This window comes from Embleya hyalina (genome assembly GCF_003967355.1).
Lineage (GTDB): Bacteria > Actinomycetota > Actinomycetes > Streptomycetales > Streptomycetaceae > Embleya > Embleya hyalina.
The window spans coordinates 167042-184713 of record NZ_BIFH01000024.1; the positions used below are offsets into that span (position 1 = coordinate 167042).

14 protein-coding genes are annotated in these 17672 nt (G+C 72.2%); 10 read left to right on the plus strand and 4 right to left on the minus strand.

Annotated elements, in window-relative coordinates:
• Positions 1-37: 37 nt before the first annotated feature.
• The 9 genes from fxsA (at position 38) to EMA17_RS25825 (ending at position 11044) form a co-directional block, all read left to right on the plus strand.
• Positions 38-304 carry an FxSxx-COOH cyclophane-containing RiPP peptide gene (gene fxsA / locus EMA17_RS25785; RefSeq protein WP_126639503.1) on the plus strand — a complete coding sequence of 89 codons (267 nt, stop codon included), beginning with the start codon at positions 38-40 and terminating at the stop codon, positions 302-304.
• Between the two features lie 14 nt (positions 305-318).
• A complete protein-coding gene (locus tag EMA17_RS25790; protein WP_126639504.1) occupies positions 319-1476 on the plus strand; it encodes an FxsB family cyclophane-forming radical SAM/SPASM peptide maturase in 1158 nt (385 codons plus the stop codon).
• A complete protein-coding gene (locus tag EMA17_RS25795; protein ID WP_126639505.1) occupies positions 1473-2834 on the plus strand; it encodes an HEXXH motif domain-containing protein in 1362 nt (453 codons plus the stop codon). The genes EMA17_RS25790 and EMA17_RS25795 overlap by 4 nt, the downstream gene beginning before the upstream one ends.
• Positions 2835-2964: 130 nt before the next feature.
• Positions 2965-3723 (plus strand): hypothetical protein, encoded by a 759-nt coding sequence (locus tag EMA17_RS25800; RefSeq protein ID WP_126639506.1) that lies wholly within the window; start codon positions 2965-2967, stop codon positions 3721-3723.
• Between the two features lie 4 nt (positions 3724-3727).
• Positions 3728-7618 carry an FxSxx-COOH system tetratricopeptide repeat protein gene (gene fxsT, locus EMA17_RS25805; RefSeq protein WP_126639507.1) on the plus strand — a complete coding sequence of 1297 codons (3891 nt, stop codon included), beginning with the start codon at positions 3728-3730 and terminating at the stop codon, positions 7616-7618.
• Between the two features lie 350 nt (positions 7619-7968).
• A complete protein-coding gene (locus EMA17_RS25810) occupies positions 7969-8163 on the plus strand; it encodes a DUF2304 domain-containing protein (protein WP_126639508.1) in 195 nt (64 codons plus the stop codon).
• A 132-nt stretch (positions 8164-8295) separates the two neighbouring features.
• Positions 8296-9168 (plus strand): universal stress protein, encoded by an 873-nt coding sequence (locus EMA17_RS25815; RefSeq protein ID WP_126639509.1) that lies wholly within the window; start codon positions 8296-8298, stop codon positions 9166-9168.
• Positions 9169-9260: 92 nt separating this feature from the next.
• On the plus strand, positions 9261-9875 hold the full coding sequence (locus tag EMA17_RS25820) for a TetR/AcrR family transcriptional regulator (RefSeq protein WP_126639510.1): 615 nt from the start codon (positions 9261-9263) through the stop codon (positions 9873-9875).
• On the plus strand, positions 9872-11044 hold the full coding sequence (locus tag EMA17_RS25825; RefSeq protein ID WP_218043025.1) for an NADH:flavin oxidoreductase: 1173 nt from the start codon (positions 9872-9874) through the stop codon (positions 11042-11044). The genes EMA17_RS25820 and EMA17_RS25825 overlap by 4 nt, the downstream gene beginning before the upstream one ends.
• A 159-nt stretch (positions 11045-11203) precedes the next feature.
• On the opposite strand, the gene EMA17_RS25830 is transcribed toward EMA17_RS25825, so the two are convergent.
• Positions 11204-11662, minus strand: a complete 459-nt coding sequence (locus EMA17_RS25830; protein WP_126639511.1) for a MaoC family dehydratase — start codon at positions 11660-11662, stop codon at positions 11204-11206.
• 95 nt (positions 11663-11757) lie between these two features.
• The gene (locus EMA17_RS25835; protein WP_218043027.1) at positions 11758-14046 is read right to left on the minus strand and encodes a beta-propeller domain-containing protein; all 2289 of its coding nucleotides are present in this window, start codon (positions 14044-14046) and stop codon (positions 11758-11760) included.
• 226 nt (positions 14047-14272) lie between these two features.
• Between EMA17_RS25835 and EMA17_RS25840 the strand changes: the two genes are divergently transcribed.
• Complete coding sequence (locus tag EMA17_RS25840) at positions 14273-14908, plus strand: DUF1707 and DUF4870 domain-containing protein (protein WP_126639513.1); 636 nt, start codon at positions 14273-14275, stop codon at positions 14906-14908.
• Positions 14909-14954: 46 nt separating this feature from the next.
• Here the strand turns inward: EMA17_RS25840 and EMA17_RS25845 are convergent, their stop codons facing one another.
• On the minus strand, positions 14955-15533 hold the full coding sequence (locus tag EMA17_RS25845; protein WP_126639514.1) for a hypothetical protein: 579 nt from the start codon (positions 15531-15533) through the stop codon (positions 14955-14957).
• A 149-nt stretch (positions 15534-15682) separates the two neighbouring features.
• A complete protein-coding gene (locus EMA17_RS25850) occupies positions 15683-17497 on the minus strand; it encodes a glycoside hydrolase family 3 protein (RefSeq protein ID WP_126639515.1) in 1815 nt (604 codons plus the stop codon).
• Positions 17498-17672: the final 175 nt, after the last annotated feature.

Consider the following 17672-nt stretch of genomic DNA (forward strand, 5'->3'; position numbering starts at 1 on the left):
GGCATCCGGCGACGCGGGAGGAACGGGGGTCCTGCGGATGCAACGAGAGCGCGGTGACGTGGAGTCGGCGCTGCCCGACCTCGACGGGCTCTGTCTCGACGATCTGGATCACCTGCCGGCCTCGGTGCTGGCCTCGGCGCTGCGCCGACTGGTCCACGAGTCCGAGGAGCCCTCGGAGGCGGTGGTCGCGGGGTTCACGAGCGTGGTGGATCCGGTTCTCGTCGAGACGGAGTTCGATCCCCGGGGCGGAATCGACCGTGCCGGGGGTCCCCGGGCGGACGGGAGCGGCGCCGTTCGGGCCTGACCGTGGGAGGTCCGATGCACGAAGCGATTCCGTTTCGGCAATTCGTGGTCAAGATCGCGGCGAGATGCGATCTGGCGTGCGATCACTGTTATGTGTACGAACTCCGGGACCAGAGTTGGCGCGACCGCCCCCGAGTGCCGACCGACGCGACCGTCGGCGCGCTCGGCGCCTGGTTGCGCGCACACGCCGAGCGGGCCGGCCTGCGGGTGCTCGACATCGTGTTGCACGGCGGCGAACCGCTGCTCGCGGGACCGGAGCGGATCGACCGGATCGCGCGTGAACTGCGGGCCGCGCTCGCGGGTGTGGCCGAGCTGCGGATCACCATGCAGACCAACGGAGTTCGGCTGGACGAGCGCTGCGCCGAGGTATTGCTCGCGCACCGGATCCGGGTCGGCGTCTCGCTGGACGGCGACGCGCTCGCGCACGACCGGCACCGTCGACACGCGGACGGGCGCGGCAGCCACGCCGAGGCGGTCCGGGGCATCGCGCTGTTGCGCCGGCCGCGCTACCGGCCCTTGTACGGCGGCCTGTTGTGCACGATCGACCTGGGCAACGACCCGGTGGCCACCTACGAGGAACTGCTCTCGCACGCCCCGCCGATGCTCGACCTGCTGCTGCCGCACGCCACCCGGGAGTTCCCGCCGCCCGGCGCCCGGGATGGTGAAACCCCTTACGCGGACTGGCTGATCGCGGTCTTCGACCGATGGTACGGGGCGCCGGTACGGGAGACGCGGGTGCGGATCCTGGAGGACCTGGTGGATCTGATCCTGGGCCGGGAGGTGCACAGCGAGATCCTGGGCCTGGGCCCGCCGGGGTCCGTGGTGGTGGAGACCGACGGCACGTTCGAACGCGAGGACTCGCTCAAGTCCGCCTACGACGGTGCGGCGGCCACCGGGCTCGACGTGTTCCGGCACGACCCGGCGACCGTGCTGTCCGCCCCGGCGTACGCCCACGCGGCGGTCGGCGTGGCCGGGTTGAGCGCGACGTGTCGGCGCTGCCCGGTGGTGCGCACCTGCGGGGGCGGCCTGCGGGCGCACCGCTATCGCCCGGAGAACGGCTTCGACAACCCGTCCGTGTACTGCGCCGACCTGCGCGCGCTGATCGACCATGTCGGCGCCCGGGTGCGCGCCGACGTCCGTGCCCTGGTGGCCGATTCGAGGAGTCGCGGATGATCGGGACACATCGGCTCCAAGGCCCGGCCTTCGATCGACTCGCCGCCGGACAGGGCGACTTCGCGGCCGTGTCCGCGCTCGCCCGGGCGCAGGAGAGCCGCCGCCTGCTCCAGGTGTACGCGGTGGTCGCCACCGCCCGCGAGCGGCTGCCGAGCGCGCGCACCGCGCACCTCATCGACGCCCACGACCTGCTCGCGCACGTCCAGCGCACCGCGCCGGACGCGGCGCGCACCGTGCTGATGCACCCGTACACCGGCGCGTGGGCGATGCGCGGCCTGCTGCGCCTGGGCCGGACCGACCTCGACCCGGCCGCCCCCGATCTCGACGAACTCCTGGGCCACCTGGGCTCGATCGCGGCGGCCGCGGCACTGCGCGGGGATCCCGAGCACGGTCCGCCCGGCCGGGTCGAGCTGTGCGCGGTCGGCGGCTGGGTGTATCTGCCCACGCTGGGGCGGGTGCGGGTGGCGGCGGACGCGGGTCGGATCGCGCTGACCGGGCGACAGTGGTCGGTCGGCAGTCGGCTGGTCTCGCGCCGTCAGGCCAACCGCAGGTGTTCCGCCACCGCCGCCGGGCTGAGCGCGACGCTTGCCATCGAGGACGTCGACCTCTATCGCGACGTGCATCGCTGGCAGCCGAGCGCCCGGCTGACGGCTCGCCAAGTATCCTCGCTGCAACGGAATTTCGTCTGCGCCTGGGATCAGCTGGCACACTCTCACCGGGTCTACGCGGCCGGCTTGCCGGCGGCGTTGTCCACGCTGGTTCCGGTGGTGGGCGAGCCGGGCGTCAGTCTCAGTTCGTCGTCGCGGTACGCGTTCGGGGGTCTCGCGCTCACACCCGAGGTGGGCCCGACCACCCTGGCCGTCACGCTCGTCCACGAGTTCCAGCACAACAAGCTCGGCGCGATGCAGGACATCACGAATCTCTCGACGCGCTCGAGCGCCCGGTACCGGGCGCCCTGGCGGTTGGACCCCCGACCGGTGGGCGCGCTCTTGCAGGGCGCCTACGCGCATCTGGGGATCGCGGATTTCTGGCGGGTTCGCCGGCACGCCGTCACGGGAGAGGAGCAGGATCGGGCACAGGCCGAGTTCGCCGTACACCGCGAGCACGTGACCGAGGCGATCGCGACGTTGCGCGAGTGCGGTGAACTGACGCCGGACGGCGCACGTGTGGTGGATGCCATGGCGGGCACGGTGCAGTCGTGGTGGCGCGAGGACGTACCGGCCGACGCGGCGCGCCGCGCGGCCGAACGGGTGCGTTCGGGGCATCGGGCCTGGGTCGCGCGCAATGGCGACCGGGGCCGCCGCGGGCCCCGCGAGCGGGTCGTGGACGCGGGTGGAACGACACGAAACGAAAGATGAACATGAGATTACCTGATGTAACGAGGAGTAACGTCGCGTGATGGACTCGGGTAGCCTGGGAACAACGAGTGACTGCGGGGGAGGGCAAGCCCACGCGCGTCGCGACGAAGTGCCGACATCAGGGGTCGAGATGACACCAGTCTTCTTCACGAGTCGGTCGTGCGGCGATGAGCGGGCCTATGTCGAGCGTTTTCACGCCGATGTCGAACAGGCGGTCGCCGCCCGGCTGTCCCAGGGGGGCGGCGCCCGCGGTGTGCTGCCCTCGTGTACCGATTCCGGTGTGGGCGCCACGCCCGAGGCGCTGGCCTGCTCGGTTCCCGCGGCCGTCGTGCTGGCGTCGCCCGACTACCTCGCCGATCCGCGCGCCATGCGCGAATGGGCCGTACTGGCCGAACGGGTGCGCGGACACCGGGCGCACACCGGCCGACGGGTGGACGCGGTGGTCACCGTGCGCTGGCGTGCCACCGACTCCCGGCTCGACGGACAACCGACGCCCGACTTCGGCGCCGAGAACGACTACGGCCCGATCTACGCCCGCCAGGGGTTGTTCGACCTGATGCGCCTGGAGGGGCACTCGGCCGACTACCGACATCTGGTCGCCGAGCTGGCCCGCGTACTGGTCGCGGCCGAACGTGCCCCGCTGCGCCCGCTGCCGGCGGCCGAGGCACGAGAGTTGTTCCCGACCGTGCGCGTCGAGCCCAGCCCGAGTCCGCCGCCCGCGCGCACCGCGTTCGGGGCCTCCGCGCCGTTCACCACCGCCTTCCGGGGGCTGCCCGCCCGCGCTCGCGCCGGCTTGGACTCGGCCGCCCGACCCCGCTGGATCACGGCCCGACACAACCCTCGCCGCCCACTGTTGTGGGGACCCGGTGGCGACGTTGAGGAGCACTGAAGCGATGAGCGACAACCCACCCGGCCCATCGGGAACCGTCGTCACGTTCTACTCGTACAAGGGCGGCACCGGTCGCACGATGGCGTTGGCCAACGTGGCCTGGATCCTGGCTTCGCGAGGCAAGCGCGTGCTCGTGGTGGACTGGGACCTGGAATCCCCCGGCCTGCACCGCTACTTCCACCCGTACCTGATCGACAAGCGGCTCGAGGACACGCGCGGCGTGCTCGACATGATCCGCGCCTTCGCCAAGGTGGTCGGCTCCGAGGCCAGCACCGACGCGATGATCGAGGCGAGCCGCATCGCGGAGAGCCGGGTGGACGGCTGCGCGGTCAAGGTCGACCGCGACTTCCCCGACGGCGGTCTGATCCGCTTCCTCGGCCCGGGCCGGCAGAACCACGAATACGCGGCGACCCTCGCCGGCTTCAACTGGGCCGACTTCTGTGAGAGTCCGCACGGCATCGGCTTCCTGGACGCGCTGCGCGAGGACATGCGCGCGTCCTACGACTACGCCCTGATCGACAGCCGCACCGGCCTCAACGACATCGCCGGCATCTGTACCACCCTGCTGCCCGACACCGTGGTGGACGGCTTCACCCTCAACGAGCAGGCCATCGACGGCGGCGTCAACGTGGCCCGCTCGATCGCCCGGCAGGCCGAGCGTCCGCTGCGCATACTGCCCGTGCCGATGCGGGTCGAGGACGACGAGAAGGACAAGCTCGAAGCCGGCCGCGACCACGCGCGCGAGCGGTTCGCCGAATTCCTCGCGGAATACTCCGAGGCGGAGCGCACCAAGTACTGGGGCGAGGTGGAGATCCCGTACAAGGCGTTCTACGCCTACGAGGAGACCCTGGCCACCCTGGGCGACCGGCCGCTCCAGGAGGGCAGCCTGCTCGCCGCGTACGAGCGGCTGACCGGTGTGCTCACCGAGGGCGCGATCACCCGACTCGATCCCGTCGAGGAGGGCGAGCGCCGACGCGAGCTGCGCCGCTTCGAGCGGATCCGGTACACCGCCCCGGTCACCGTGCGCATCCTCTACAGCGCCCGCGACCGCATGTGGGTCGACTGGGTACGGGCCCAACTCATCGCCGCCGGCACCCAGGTGGTCGGCACCGGCGGCTGCGACACGCCGCTGGAGCGGTTGGAGGACGTGGACAGCGTCGTGGTGCTGTCCTCGCCCGACTCGCTGCCCAGCCGGGCCTGGACCGCGATGCGCACCGCGCTGCGCCGGCTCGTGTCGGCGGATCGGGTGGGCGTGGTGACGGTGCGGGTGGACGACGGGCTCGACCTCGACCCGGGCGTGGGCGAGACGGTGTCGCTGTCCGCGCTGTCCGAGGAGCACGCGCGCACCGCGCTGCTCGCCGCGTTCGGCCGCACCCCCTCGGAGGCCCCGCCGGCGGAGGGCCCCCGCTTCCCCGGCACCAAGCCCAGGGTGTCCCAACTGTTGCCCCGGCACTCGGCCTTCACCGGGCGTGACGACATTCTCGAACGCCTGCGCGACCAGTTGGCCAAGGGCGCCACGGCGGTGTTGCCCCAGGCCCTGCACGGTCTGGGCGGCGTCGGCAAGACCCAGGTCGCGCTGGAGTACGCGCACCGCTTCGCCGCCGACTACGACATCATCTGGTGGGTGTCCGCCGAGCAGGCACAGGGCGTCGCCGCGCAACTCGCCCGGCTGGGCGTGCGGCTCGAACTGTCCACCGGGGAGAACGTGGGCGACGCGGCGGCCACGGTGCTCCAGAGCCTGCAACAGGGCGAGCCCTACGACCGCTGGCTGGTGATCTACGACAACGCCGACGAGCCCGCCTCGCTGGCCAACCTGATGCCGCAGGGCAGCGTCAACGGACACGTCCTGGTCACCTCGCGCAACGACCTGTGGGCGCGCAGCGCCCGCCCGCTCGAAGTACCGGTGTTCCGCCGCGACGAGAGCGTCGCGCTGCTCCAGCGCCGGGTGCCGGCGCTGACCGAGGCGGACGCGCAGAAGGTCGCCACCGCGCTGGGCGACCTGCCGCTGGCGGTCGAGCAGGCGGGCGCCTGGCTGGCCGAGTCGGCGATGCCGGTCGAGGACTACCTGGAGCGGGTGAACACGCGGGTCACCGCGATCCTGGAGGAGGGCCAGCCGCCGGACTACCCGACCACCGCCGCCGCGACGTGGACCGTCTCGCTGGACGAGCTGAAGGAGCGGCAGCCGGCCGCGGTGCGCCTGCTGGAGTTGTGCGCGTACCTGTCGCCCGACTCCATCTCGATGCGGCTGCTGCGCTCGCGCGAGGTGCTCCAGGAACTGATCCGGGTGGACAGTTCGCTCGGCGACACACTGTTGTTGTCCCGGATCTTCCAGCAGCTCGGTCGCTACGCGCTGGCCCGGGTGGACCGGGGCGCGGACACCATCCAGGTGCACCGCCTGGTGCAGGCCGTGTTGCGGGACCAGATGCCGGCCGAGGACAACATCGCCCGGCGCGCCCGAACCCTGGAGATCCTGGCCGCGAACGCCCCCGGCGACGTGGACGACCCGGCGAACCAGGACGCGTACGAGGAGCTGTACAAGCACCTCGTGCCCTCGCGCGCCCTGGAGAGCGACTCGGAGGGCGTGCGCCGCTGGATCGTCGAGCAGGTCCGCTTCGCCTGGCGCTCCGACGACTGGGAATTCGCCCAGTACATCGCCGAGGTCGCGCTGGACCGGTGGCGCGCGCGATTCAGTCGGCACGACCCGCTGACGCTGCGCATGTGCACCCAGCTGGCGAACGTCTACCGGTCCCAGGGCAAGTACCGCAAGGCCTACGACCTGGACCGGGCCACCCTGGAGGCGCAGCGCGCGGCACTGGGCCCCGACCACCCGCACACCCTGATCACCGGGCGCGGGTACGGCGGCGACCTGCGCTCGCTCGGCCGCTTCCAGACCGCGCTCGAATCGGACCGGGAGAACTACCGGCGGTTCAGCGAGGTGTTCGGCGAGGACACCAACGACGCCCTGCTCGCGGCCAACAACCTCGGCGTCTCGCTGCGCCTGACCGGTCGTCTGGAGGAGGCGCGCGAGGTGCACCAGACCGCCTACGACTGGCGTCGGCGGATCCAGGGGGAGGACCACCCGCGCACGTGCTTCCTGGCCAACCAGGTCGGTCAGGACCTGCGGGAGCTGGGCGACTACGCGGGCTCGCGGGCGGTGCTGCAGCGCACGCTGGCCCTCGAGGAGGCCAACGGTCGGGTCCGGGACGCGCTGCGCACCTCCAAGAACCTCGCGGTGACGATCCGGCAGACGGGGGACGCCCGCTACGCCCGATCGCTGGACAGCGACACGCTGGAGAAGTACCGCGCCTTCCTGAGCCCGACCCACCCCGACATGCTGGCCTGCGCGCTCAACCTCGCGGCCGACCACCGCGCGATGGGCAACAACGAGCAGGCCCTCGAACTGGCCCAGGACACCTATCAGGGCTATCGCGAGCAGTTCGGGGGGCAACACCCGTTCACCTTCGGATGCGGGAGCAACCTGTCGAGCTACCTGCGGGCGGTCGACCGGCTCGAGGAGGCGCTGGCGCTGGGGCGCAGGTGCATCGAGGGGCTGCGCGAATCGCTGGGCGAGGAGCACCCGTTCACCCTGGCGGCGGCGGTGAACCACGCGAACAACCTCTATCGGGCGGGCGAGGTCGACGAGTGCGCCGAACTCGACCGGGTCACCTACGAGCGATACGAGGAGTTGCTGGGCGCGGAGCACCCGCACACCCTGGTCGCGGCCTGCAACCGGGTGCACAGCCTGGGTGAGATCGGCCGTCGGGAGGAGTCCCTCGACTGGTTCACCCGCACCGAGCGCGCGTGTCGACGCAAGCTCGGCGAGGAACACCCGATCTCCCAGGGGCTGCGCGAGCACCGCCGACTGGAGACCGACATCGAGGTGCCGCCGACCTGATCGGCGCAGCTCCCTCGGCCACGATCCGGGCCGGTCCGACCTCGTGTCGGGCCGGCCCGGACGTGTTCGGGGCCGGAGCGCGCCGGGCCGTTCGGGAGGGCGGCTCGGAGGGCGGTTCGGCGGGAGCCACGACACGCCGGGACACGCCGGGACACGCCGTCACGCCGCGCGACTCGCCTGGCAAGAATGTGACGATTTGCGCCTTTATCGACACTTTCTGTTAGTTTTTGTGCCGGTGACACATGCACGCACGTTCCGCCGTCCCACCGGCACTCTTCGCGCTGTCCCGAAATCGGCGCGGCCGTTCCGTCCCCTGCGCTCCCGAGCGCGCCTCCCGAGGAGTCACCCCCATGGCCTTGTCCATCTCCACCGTCGTCCTGCTGGGCGTCATCGTCTTCATCTTCATCCGCAAGGGCGGCATGCGAATCCCGCACGCCATCGTGTGCGCGCTGCTCGGGTTCTATCTGGCGAGCACCTCGATCGCGCCGAGCATCCACAGCAGCGGCAAGAGTGTCGCGAACCTGCTGAGCAATCTGAACTTCTGATCGCGGCGGTCACCCGAACCGGCCCGGCGGCAGCTCCGCCGGGCCGGTCTTCGCCGTCTCGGCGGGCCCTCGGGCGGTGGACGGATCTCGGGTCCCGGACGGACCTCGGGCGGTGGACGGAGGAGGGTGGGCATGGCGGACACGGGCGCGGTCGGGACACCCCCGGTGGTCGTGGGCATCGACGGTTCGGAGCACGGTGATCGGGCGCTGGCCCGGGCCGCCGAGGAGGCCACCCGCGCGGGGGCGCCGCTGCGGGTGGTGCACGCGATCCGGGTGCCGATGGCCACGCCCGGGTTCGAGCCGGTCGAGCCGAACGAGGACACCCGGCGCGCCGCCGAGGAGTTGGTCCGCGATGCCGCGGCGGCGGCGCTGCGCCGTTGTCCGAACCTGAGCGTCGACGCCCGGGTGGGCTACGGCCTGCCGGGTGACGCGCTGCTCGCGGCGGCCGAGGGGGCGATGTTGCTGGTCGCCGGATCGCGCGGGCGTGGCGGGTTCGGCGGCCTCCTGCTCGGCTCGGTGTCCCGGTACCTGGCGGCGCGTACCGAGTGTCCGCTGCTGATCGTGCGCGGCGAGCCCCGGGCGGGCGGCGCGGACGTGCTGCTCGGCGTCCAGGGCGACGGCGACGGCCGGGCGGTGTCGGCCGCGTTCGAGGCGGCCCGGGATCGGGGGTTGCCGGTGCACGCGGTGCACGCGTGGAGTTGGCCCGGATACGCCGGCCTCGCCGGGCCGAGCGAGGCGGACATGCGCGCGGTCGCCGAAGTGCACGCGACGGCGCTGGAGCAGGCGCTGACGGCGGCGCGCGAGCGGTTCCCCGACGTCGAGGTGCGCGCGGACTCGGTGATGGCGGACGCCGCGGCCACGCTCGTCGAGGCGTCGGCCGGCAGCGTGTTGGCCGTGGTCGGCGTCCGGCGCCGGCGCGGCCCGCTGCGGCACTGGGTCGGCCACGTCGCGACGACCACGATCGAGCACGCGCGATGCCCGGTCCTGGTGGTGCCGCAGCACTGAGCCGGTGATCCCCGTCGATGGTCGGGTCGCCGTTCCATCATTGATTCAATCAGTGATTGAAAATGCCGGCGGTTCGTGGTTTGGTGCCTGCCGTGACCGCACAATCCCGGGCCCGGCTGCTCGACGAGGCCGAACGGCTCTTCCTCGCCCAGGGCTACGACAGGGTCTCCGTGCGGGCGGTCAACGCCGCCGCGGGGATGAATCCGGCCGCCGTGCACTACCACTTCGGCTCCAAGCGGGACCTGGTGGTCGCACTGCTGCAGCAGCGTCTGGGCCCGCTGTGGGCCGAACCGCTGGCCGGGCTGGACCGGGCCCGGGCGGCCGGGTGGACGCCCACCGTCGCCGAGGTGGTCACGGTGATCGTCGAGCCGTTCGACCGGCTGGCCCGGGAGCCGAGCGGGCCGATGTTGCTGCAACTGCTCGCCCGGACCGTGCTGTCCGGGCGGGAACTGCCCTGGGACGACCCGTGGTTCCGGCACCGGCCCTGGCGCGAGCTGCTGGCCGGCGCCCGTCCGGACCTGAGTGAGCGCGAGATCGCGGACCGCTGGCGGCTCGCCTTCGACCTGCTGCTCCAGCTCTACGGCCAACCCGTGGCCGACGTGTTCGTCACCCCGCCCGCCGCCGCGGCCGTGGCCGCCTTCGTCACCGCCGGCCTGGACGCCCCGCGCCCGGCCAATCCGTCCCGTACCGAACGAGGTGCCCCGTGATACCCGACGTCTTCGCCCCCGCCAAGCTCGGCCCGCTCACGCTGCGCAACCGGATCCTCAAGGCCGCCACGTTCGAGGGCGCCACCCCGGACGCGCTGGTCACCGACGACCTGATCGAGTACCACCGCCGCCCCGCCGCCGGCGGCATCGGGATGACCACCGTCGCCTACTGCGCGGTGGCCCCCGAGGGCCGCACCGACCGGCACCAGATCTGGATGCGGCCCGAGGCGGTGCCGGGGCTGCGCCGGCTCACCGACGCGGTGCACGCCGAGGGCGCGGCGGTCTCGGCCCAGATCGGCCACGCGGGTCCGGTGGCCAACGCCGCCTCCAACGGTCGGCCCGCCCTGTCCGCGGGCCGGATGTTCAACCCGCTGGGCATGCGCACCACGCTGGCCGCCGGCGAGCAGGACATCGCCCGGATCACCCGCGCGCACGCCGAGGCCGCGCTGCTCGCGATCGAGGCCGGGTTCGACGCGGTGGAGATCCACCTGGGCCACAACTACTTCGCCAGCGCCTTCCTCAGCCCCAAACTCAACCACCGCAAGGACGCGTACGGCGGCTCGCTCGCCAACCGGGCCAAGGTCGCGCGCGGGGTGTGTCGCGCGGTGCGCGACGCGGTGGGCGACCGGATCGCGGTGACCGCCAAGCTCAACATGGAGGACGGCGTCCCGGGCGGGATCTGGCTGGACGAAAGCATCCGAACCGCGCGCTGGTTGGAGGAGGACGGCTCGGTGGACGCGCTGGAGTTGACCGCGGGCAGTTCGCTCCTCAACCCGATGTACCTCTTCCGCGGCGACGCCCCGGTGCCGGAGTTCGCCGCGACCTTCCCGCAGCCGCAGCGTACGGGGGTCAAGCTGATCGGCAAACGCATCCTGCGGTCGTACCCCTACGAGGAGGCCTATCTGCTGGCCTCCGCCCGGCAGTTCCGGGCCGAGTTGAAGCTGCCGCTGATCCTGCTCGGCGGCATCACCAACCGGGACACGATGGATCTGGCGATGGCCGAGGGCTTCGAGTTCGTGGCGATGGGCCGCGCGGTGCTGCGCGAGCCGGACCTGGTCAACCGCATCGCGGCCGAGCCGAAGACCAGGTCGTTGTGCGTGCACTGCAACAAATGTATGCCGACGATCTACAGCCGCACCCGCTGCGTGCTGATCGAGCCGGAGGCGTAGCCGGGGCGTGGTCGGGACTCGGCGGCCGTGCGTCCACTTCCGTGCTCGGCGGCGGGGCACACGTCGCCGAGCACGGCAGCGGAACGGCCGGACGGGTCGCGCACGCGCGCCCGTCCGGCGTTCGGGGACACCGACCGCGGTCGGTGTCGCGGCGGTCGGTCAGAGCAGGTAGCGGGTGACCGAGTCGATCACGCAGGCGGGCTTGGCCGATCCCTCGATCTCGACGGTGATCCGGTTGACCACCTGGACGCCCCCGGCGATGTCCGCGACGGCCACGATCTCCGCGCCGCCGCGGACGCGCGAGCCGACCGGGACCGGGGCCGGGAAACGCACCTTCTCCATGCCGTAGTTCACCCCCATCGAGATGTTGCGCACCTCGACGATCTGCGGCAGGAAGAGGTTGGACAGCGCCAGGGTCAGGTAGCCGTGTGCGATCGGCGCGCCGAACGGACCCTCCTTCGCCTTCTCCACGTCGACGTGGATCCACTGGTGGTCCCCGGTCGCGTCGGCGAACAGGTTGATCCGCTCCTGGGTGATCTCCAGCCATTCGCTGTGGCCCAGGTGTCTGCCCACCGAGTCCTTGATCTGCTGGAGGTCGGTGAAGACGGTGACCGCCATGTGCGCTCCGATCGTTTCTGATGGTCTGTCAGATCAGCTGCTCCGGGTATACCAGACCGCCTCCGACGAGGCGTTTCGGGGATACCCGGTGGTGCTCAGCCGATCGGGATCCAGGCCACCTGGCGTACGTCGGCGAGCCGGTCGACGGAGACGCCCGCGGCCGAGACGGTCCACAACTCGTCGCCCACCACCAGCGAGCGCAGGATCCTGGAGCCGGGGTGGGTGACCCGGCCCACCTCGACGATGCGGGTGCCGTCGACGCGCAACACCAGCGCGTAGGAGCCGCGCGTGCCCGGGTACTTCTCGCCGGGGGCGATCTGCGACCGGTCGGGTATGGAGTAGGCACCGGTCACCGGCACCACCACGGTGCCGTCCTTGGGCCAGTACAGGAACGCGTGCGCGTCCTGCTCCGCCTGCGAGCTGCCGTTCGGGATCGTGTACTGCGCGACCCGGGTCGGATCGGCCAGGGCGCGGACGTCGAACAGGGACACCTGGGTGCCCAGGCGCATGCCGCCGTCGGTGGCGTCCTGACCGACGCCGATCAGCCGGCCGTCGGCGATCGGGTGCAGGTAGGCCGAGTAGCCGTTGATCTTCAGTTCGCCGACGGTGCGGGGATTGCGCGGGTCGCTCAGGTCGATCGTGTACAGCGGGTCGGTCTGTCGGAAGGTCACCACGTAGGCGATCGGTCCGGCGAAGCGCACGCCCATGATCCGCTCGGTGCGGCCGAGTCCGCCCACTCGGCCGACCTGGGTCAGCCGGTCGCCGTTGCGGGCGAGCACGACGACGGCCGATTCGCTGCCGGAGCGCGGGGCGATCGGGGGCCCGGCGCTCGGGGGCCGAGTGCTCGGCGTGTTCGGACGGGTGTCGGTGCCGTCGCTCGGTGCGACGGCGGAGCCGGCCGAGCCGTTGGGCGCGCCACCGGGAGCCGAGTCGGCCGGGGCCGCGCTGCCCTGGGCGGTGCTCGGCGCGAGGGTGCCGGGCTTGGCGTTGCCCGGCGGGACCGGCACGGAGGAGCCCGGTGCGGTGGTGCTTCGGGTGGTGTCGCCCGGCGGGAGGTTGCCGGGGCCGCTCTGCGGGATCGTCGGGTCACCCGGGCTCAGCGTCGTCGCCACCCGCAGGTTGCCGCCGAGTTCGGACATCGCGTACTCGTTGATCATCGTGCCGGAGACCGAGCCGGTGGCGACCAGCCTCGGGGTGCCCTTGCCGGAGATGTCGAGCTGGGTGATCGCGGTGTTCGTGGTCGGCGGTCCGCCACCGATCACCTTCTCGTCGCGCGAGACCGCGCGCCGGGAGGACGAGATCGCCAGGTACAGATTGGACTGTGAGGCGTACACGTTGTTCACGTCGGCGGCCACCGTCACCGGATCGCCCTTGTCCAGGTCGCGGGTCAGGTCGAAGGACAACACGCTGACCGTCGCGGCGCCGGTGTGTCCGGGATCGCCCGCCCGGGTCGCCGGGCGGCTGACCCGGTCGCAGCCGACCAGGTTGCCGGTTTCGGTACGGCCGTTCGCGGCGAGCGTGAACTGCGGCAGCCAGTCCGCGGCGGTCGAGCGGCGGATCCGGTCCTTGGCCTTGTCGGGGGACCGGTCCGTCGTCATGCTCAGTCGCGGCCGTGAGCGCACCACGATGCGCGCGGTGCTGCCGACCTGTCGCGCGTCGGCGTAGGCGCCGTCCACGGTCAGGTCGCCCAGGATCCGCGGTGCCGCGGTGAGGTCGACCAGGACGAACCGCGCCTGCGTGTTCGTCCCCGGCAACATCGAACCGCCCGAGCCTCCCGAACCGCCGGGGATCGGCGCCATCTTGCCCGAACCGCCCCGGCTCTGCGGGAGGTTCGAGCCGGCGTCCAGGATCAGCAGGGCCCGGTCGCCGGACACCAACACCTCGGTCGCGCGTGCTCCCGGTACTTCCAGCGACCCGGTGACCCGATGGGATGCCGTGTCGAGCACGGTCAACCGTCCGTTGGCCACGGTCAGCACTCGGCGCCCGTCGCTCTTGACCAGGTCGGGCTCGTCGACGCCGACCTCCTGGGTATTGGTGGTCGAGTGCTCCGGCGCGGTGGGCGCCGCTCGATCCGCCGACATGCCCTCCGCCGACTTGGGCGCGGCGGCCGGTGCGCCGGCGTCCGGCGCCGCGAGGGGCACCCCATCGCTGTGCTCGGTCACGGTCCGCAGCGCAGCCGCGCGGAAGTCGTCGACCAGCGCACCGCACGAGTCGAACGCGGTGAGTGGCTTCTCCTCCGCGGTGAGGGCGGTCGTGCGCGTCGGGTCCGTCTTGTCGCGGTCCTGGGAAGAGGAAGCGGTGCAGCCGCCGACGACGAGTCCCGCCGCCAGCACGAATATCGGCAGGGCCGCGGCCCCGCGCGTGGAACCGTCGTGGATTCGCATGGCCCTGTGACGGGGCACGTCGCGGAACGGTTCCCTCGCCGCCGAACGGGTCGCGAACCGGCCCGGACGGGCGCGCCGTCGACCGCGGGACAGCCGCCGCGGGGCGGATGCGGGTCATCCTTGCGGCTGTTGTCTCGGGGTCGGGCCAAGGGTTATCCCTGATGGACCACGCTCCGTTCACGGCGCATGCTGTACGGAGCCGTGTGCACAGCGAGAGGAGCCGCGCATGCACCCGAATTCCGGTCCTCATCCACCCCATTGGTACGGCATGCCCCCACACATGCGGGTGGGCGACGCGGATCGTGAGCGCACGATCGAGCATTTGAAGTTCGCGTTCGGCGAAGGCCGGTTGACCGCCGACGAGTTCGAGGAACGGGTGGCCTCGGCGCTGGCCGGGAAGACCCGGGCGGACCTGGAGAGCCTGCTCGAGGACCTGCTGATGCCGATGCCGGTCGCACCGCCGCTGCCGGTGCCGCGCCCGATGCCCGGGCCGCCGCCGTGGTGGCTCGACCGGCCGATGGGGCCGTTCGCGCGCATGCAGCCGGGGCGCGAGCGGGGGTGGAGTGCGGCGGCGCACTGGAGCGGATTCTGTGCTCCGGTACTGGGTCCGTTCATGATCCGCCGGAGCGCGGGCAAGGAGTCGCCGTTCGTGCGGGACAACGCGACCGTGGCGCTCAACTTCCAACTGACCTGTCTGCTCTCGTTCGTGCTCGCCCCGATCCTGGCCCTGCTCGGCGACGTGGGCGGCGTGCTGATCGGCGCCATGTACTCGGCCATCGCGGTCTGCGCGGTCATCGGCGGGGCGCGGGCGGCGGGCGGCGATGTGATGCGCTACCCGATCAGCCTGCGGGTGGTGAAGTGACGCGGCCGGTCGGCGGTGGGCGGGGGATCGGATAGAGGGGGGCGGCTCAGGCTCCCGCCGGGTTCGCCCGGCGTGTGGGTCGGCTGCTGCGGCCGAGTCGGCTCGGCCGGGTCCACAGCAGGAGTTCGCCACCCGGCGGGGAGACCACGCCCCCGTGCGCGGGGTCGCCCGCGAACCACACGTCACCGCCGTCGCACTTGTGCAGGTGCCACCAGCGGTGCGACATGGACACCACGGTCAGCGCGTACTGCGTGCCGTCGCCGGCGCGGTCGCCGATCACCAGCGGCGGCCCCCACGCGCCGTCCCCGTCGGCCGGATCGCGGAACCGGCAGGAGCAGGTGACCCAGGGATGTCGGGCCAGCGTGCGCCGCATTCGCCGGGCCAGGACGAGCGCGCCGATTCCGATCACCAGGGCCGCCACCCCGACCACGAGCGGGACCATGCCCCAGCCGCCGAGGGCCGCGCCGTCACCCCCGTCGCCGCCGGCGGAAAGGATCGCGAACCACGCCCCGGTGCACGCCAGACCCACGACCGTCACCGCGACGGCGCGAAGCCGATACAGCCGCAGTGCCCGGGCGGTCGCGTGCAGGGAGAGGGCCACGCACTCCCACCGCTCGCTACCCATGGCAGCACCCTAAGCAGGCGCGGGCGGCAATGGTGAACCGGTGCGTGTCGGGCGTTTCCGGTACGGGTCGATCGGGGCGGGTGGGAGCCGGACGACGGGGGTGTGTCGGCCGGCTCCCGCGGGCGTCGGGACGGGTCGGGGCGGACGGTTCAGTAGCGCAGCCCGTGGCCGAACGGGAAGACCGGGTCCTTTCCGTCCCGCGGCACGTCCGAGCGCTGCGCGCGTACGTCGGCCATCGAGCGCGGCAGTTCGAACGGCAGGTTGCCCTCGGGTCGTACCCGACCGAACAGCGCGTCGAGCAGCGGGCCGTCGGCGCAGCCGTAGTTCGCCACCAGCGCGGCGGCGGCCTCGGCGATCTCCGGGAGCACCGCCGGGCGCTCCAGGTACACGTCCACGACGGTGGGCACCGTCGCGCACAGCTCCAGGACCGCGGCCAACTCGACCGTGTCGAACTCCAGCGAACCCGCGTGGAAGAACTGTTCGAATCCGCCCTCGCGCGGCTCGAACGGGGTCTTGACCCGGACGATCGCCACGTCGGCCTCCTCGGGCGTGGCCACGACCGTGCCGTAGCCGGCCGCCACCTCGGCGTCCAGGCCCCGGACGTACACGCGCGAGCCCTCGGCCAACGGCAGGATCGGCTCGGCGCCTCCGGTGTCGCTCTCGGGCGCCTCGTTCTTCAGTAGGGTGACCGACCGGCTCTGCGCGCGCAGCCCGGCGGCGACGCCGGCGGGCGTGCCGACGGACGCGGCGGCGCCGGCCGGGTCGACGAAGGGGTGGTCGAACAGGCCGAGCACGAACTTCTCCCGGAGCAGGCGCCGTGCCGACACGTCGAGCCGCTCCTCGGTGAGTCGGCCCGCCTCGACCAACGCGACGACCTGCTCGGGGACGTCCTCGCCGCCGAACTGGTCGCAGCCCGCCTCCAGGACGCGCAGCACCCGGTCGGGGACGGACAGATCCTCCACGCCCCAGGCCCGGGCGGGCATGCTCTGGCCCATGATGTTCGCGTCGGAGATCAGGCCCCAGTCGGTGCACACGATGCCGTCGAAGCCGAGTCGTTCCCGGAGCAGGCCGGTGATGATGCCCCGGTTGAAGCCGAACGCGACCTCCTCGTGCTCGGTTCCGATCGGCATGCCGTAGTACGGCATCATCTGCGACGTGCCGGCCGCGAGCGCCTCCTTGAACGGCGCCAAGTGGTAGTCGAAGTTGTCGCCCGGGTAGACCTGCTCGCGCCCGTACGCGAAGTGCGGGTCCTCGCCGTCGAGTTGCGGGCCGCCGCCGGGGAAGTGCTTGGTCATGCAGGCCACCGACGCGGTGTCGAGCGTCTCGCCCTGCGCGCCCCGGATGTAGGCGGCGACGAGCTTGCCGGTCAGTTCGGCGTCCTCGCCGAAGGTGCCGTTGATCCGCGACCAGCGCGGCTCGGTGGCCAGGTCGATCTGCGGGTGCAGCGCGAGCCGGATGCCGACCGCGAGGTATTCGCGCCGCATCAGGTCGGCGAACTCGCGGACCAGGTCCGCGTCGCCGATCGCGGCCAGGCCCAGCGTCTCGGGGTACTGGGAGAAACCCTCGGCGTACGCGGCGGTGCCCGGGTTGTCGGTGAAGTGGTGCCGGGGGTCCGTGGACAGCGTGATCGGGATGCCCAACCGGGTCTCCAGCGCCAACTCCTGGATCCGGTTGTGCCACCGCGCGATGTGCTCGGGGCGACCGCCGCCCATCAGGTTGAAGTGGTTCATGCCCTTGTCGGCGATCATCCGCCGGACGGTGACGTCGAACGGCAGCGTGTCCGGATCGTCGAGCAGCGTGCCGTCGGGGCCCATGACCGCGATGGTCTGGAACATCAGACCGGCCTTCTCGGCGACCGTCATCCGGCCGAGCAGGTCCTCGACCCGCTCCTCGATCGACAACGACGCGTCCTCGTAGGGGCAGGTCGCGGCCCGGAAGCGGGTGCGCGCGGTGGTCCCGGTCATGAGTCCTCCAAAAACCTAGTGGTCAGTAGGTTTTTAGCACGGGGGAGGCCGCGGACTCCAGTGCCCTCCGCGGTTCACCCGGGGGTCACCGACGCTCCGTACAATGGGCCGAATGCGCGCCGGGGGGCATCGGCGCGCCCGGCGGAGCCGCCGGCGATGCGCGCCGGATCGCCCG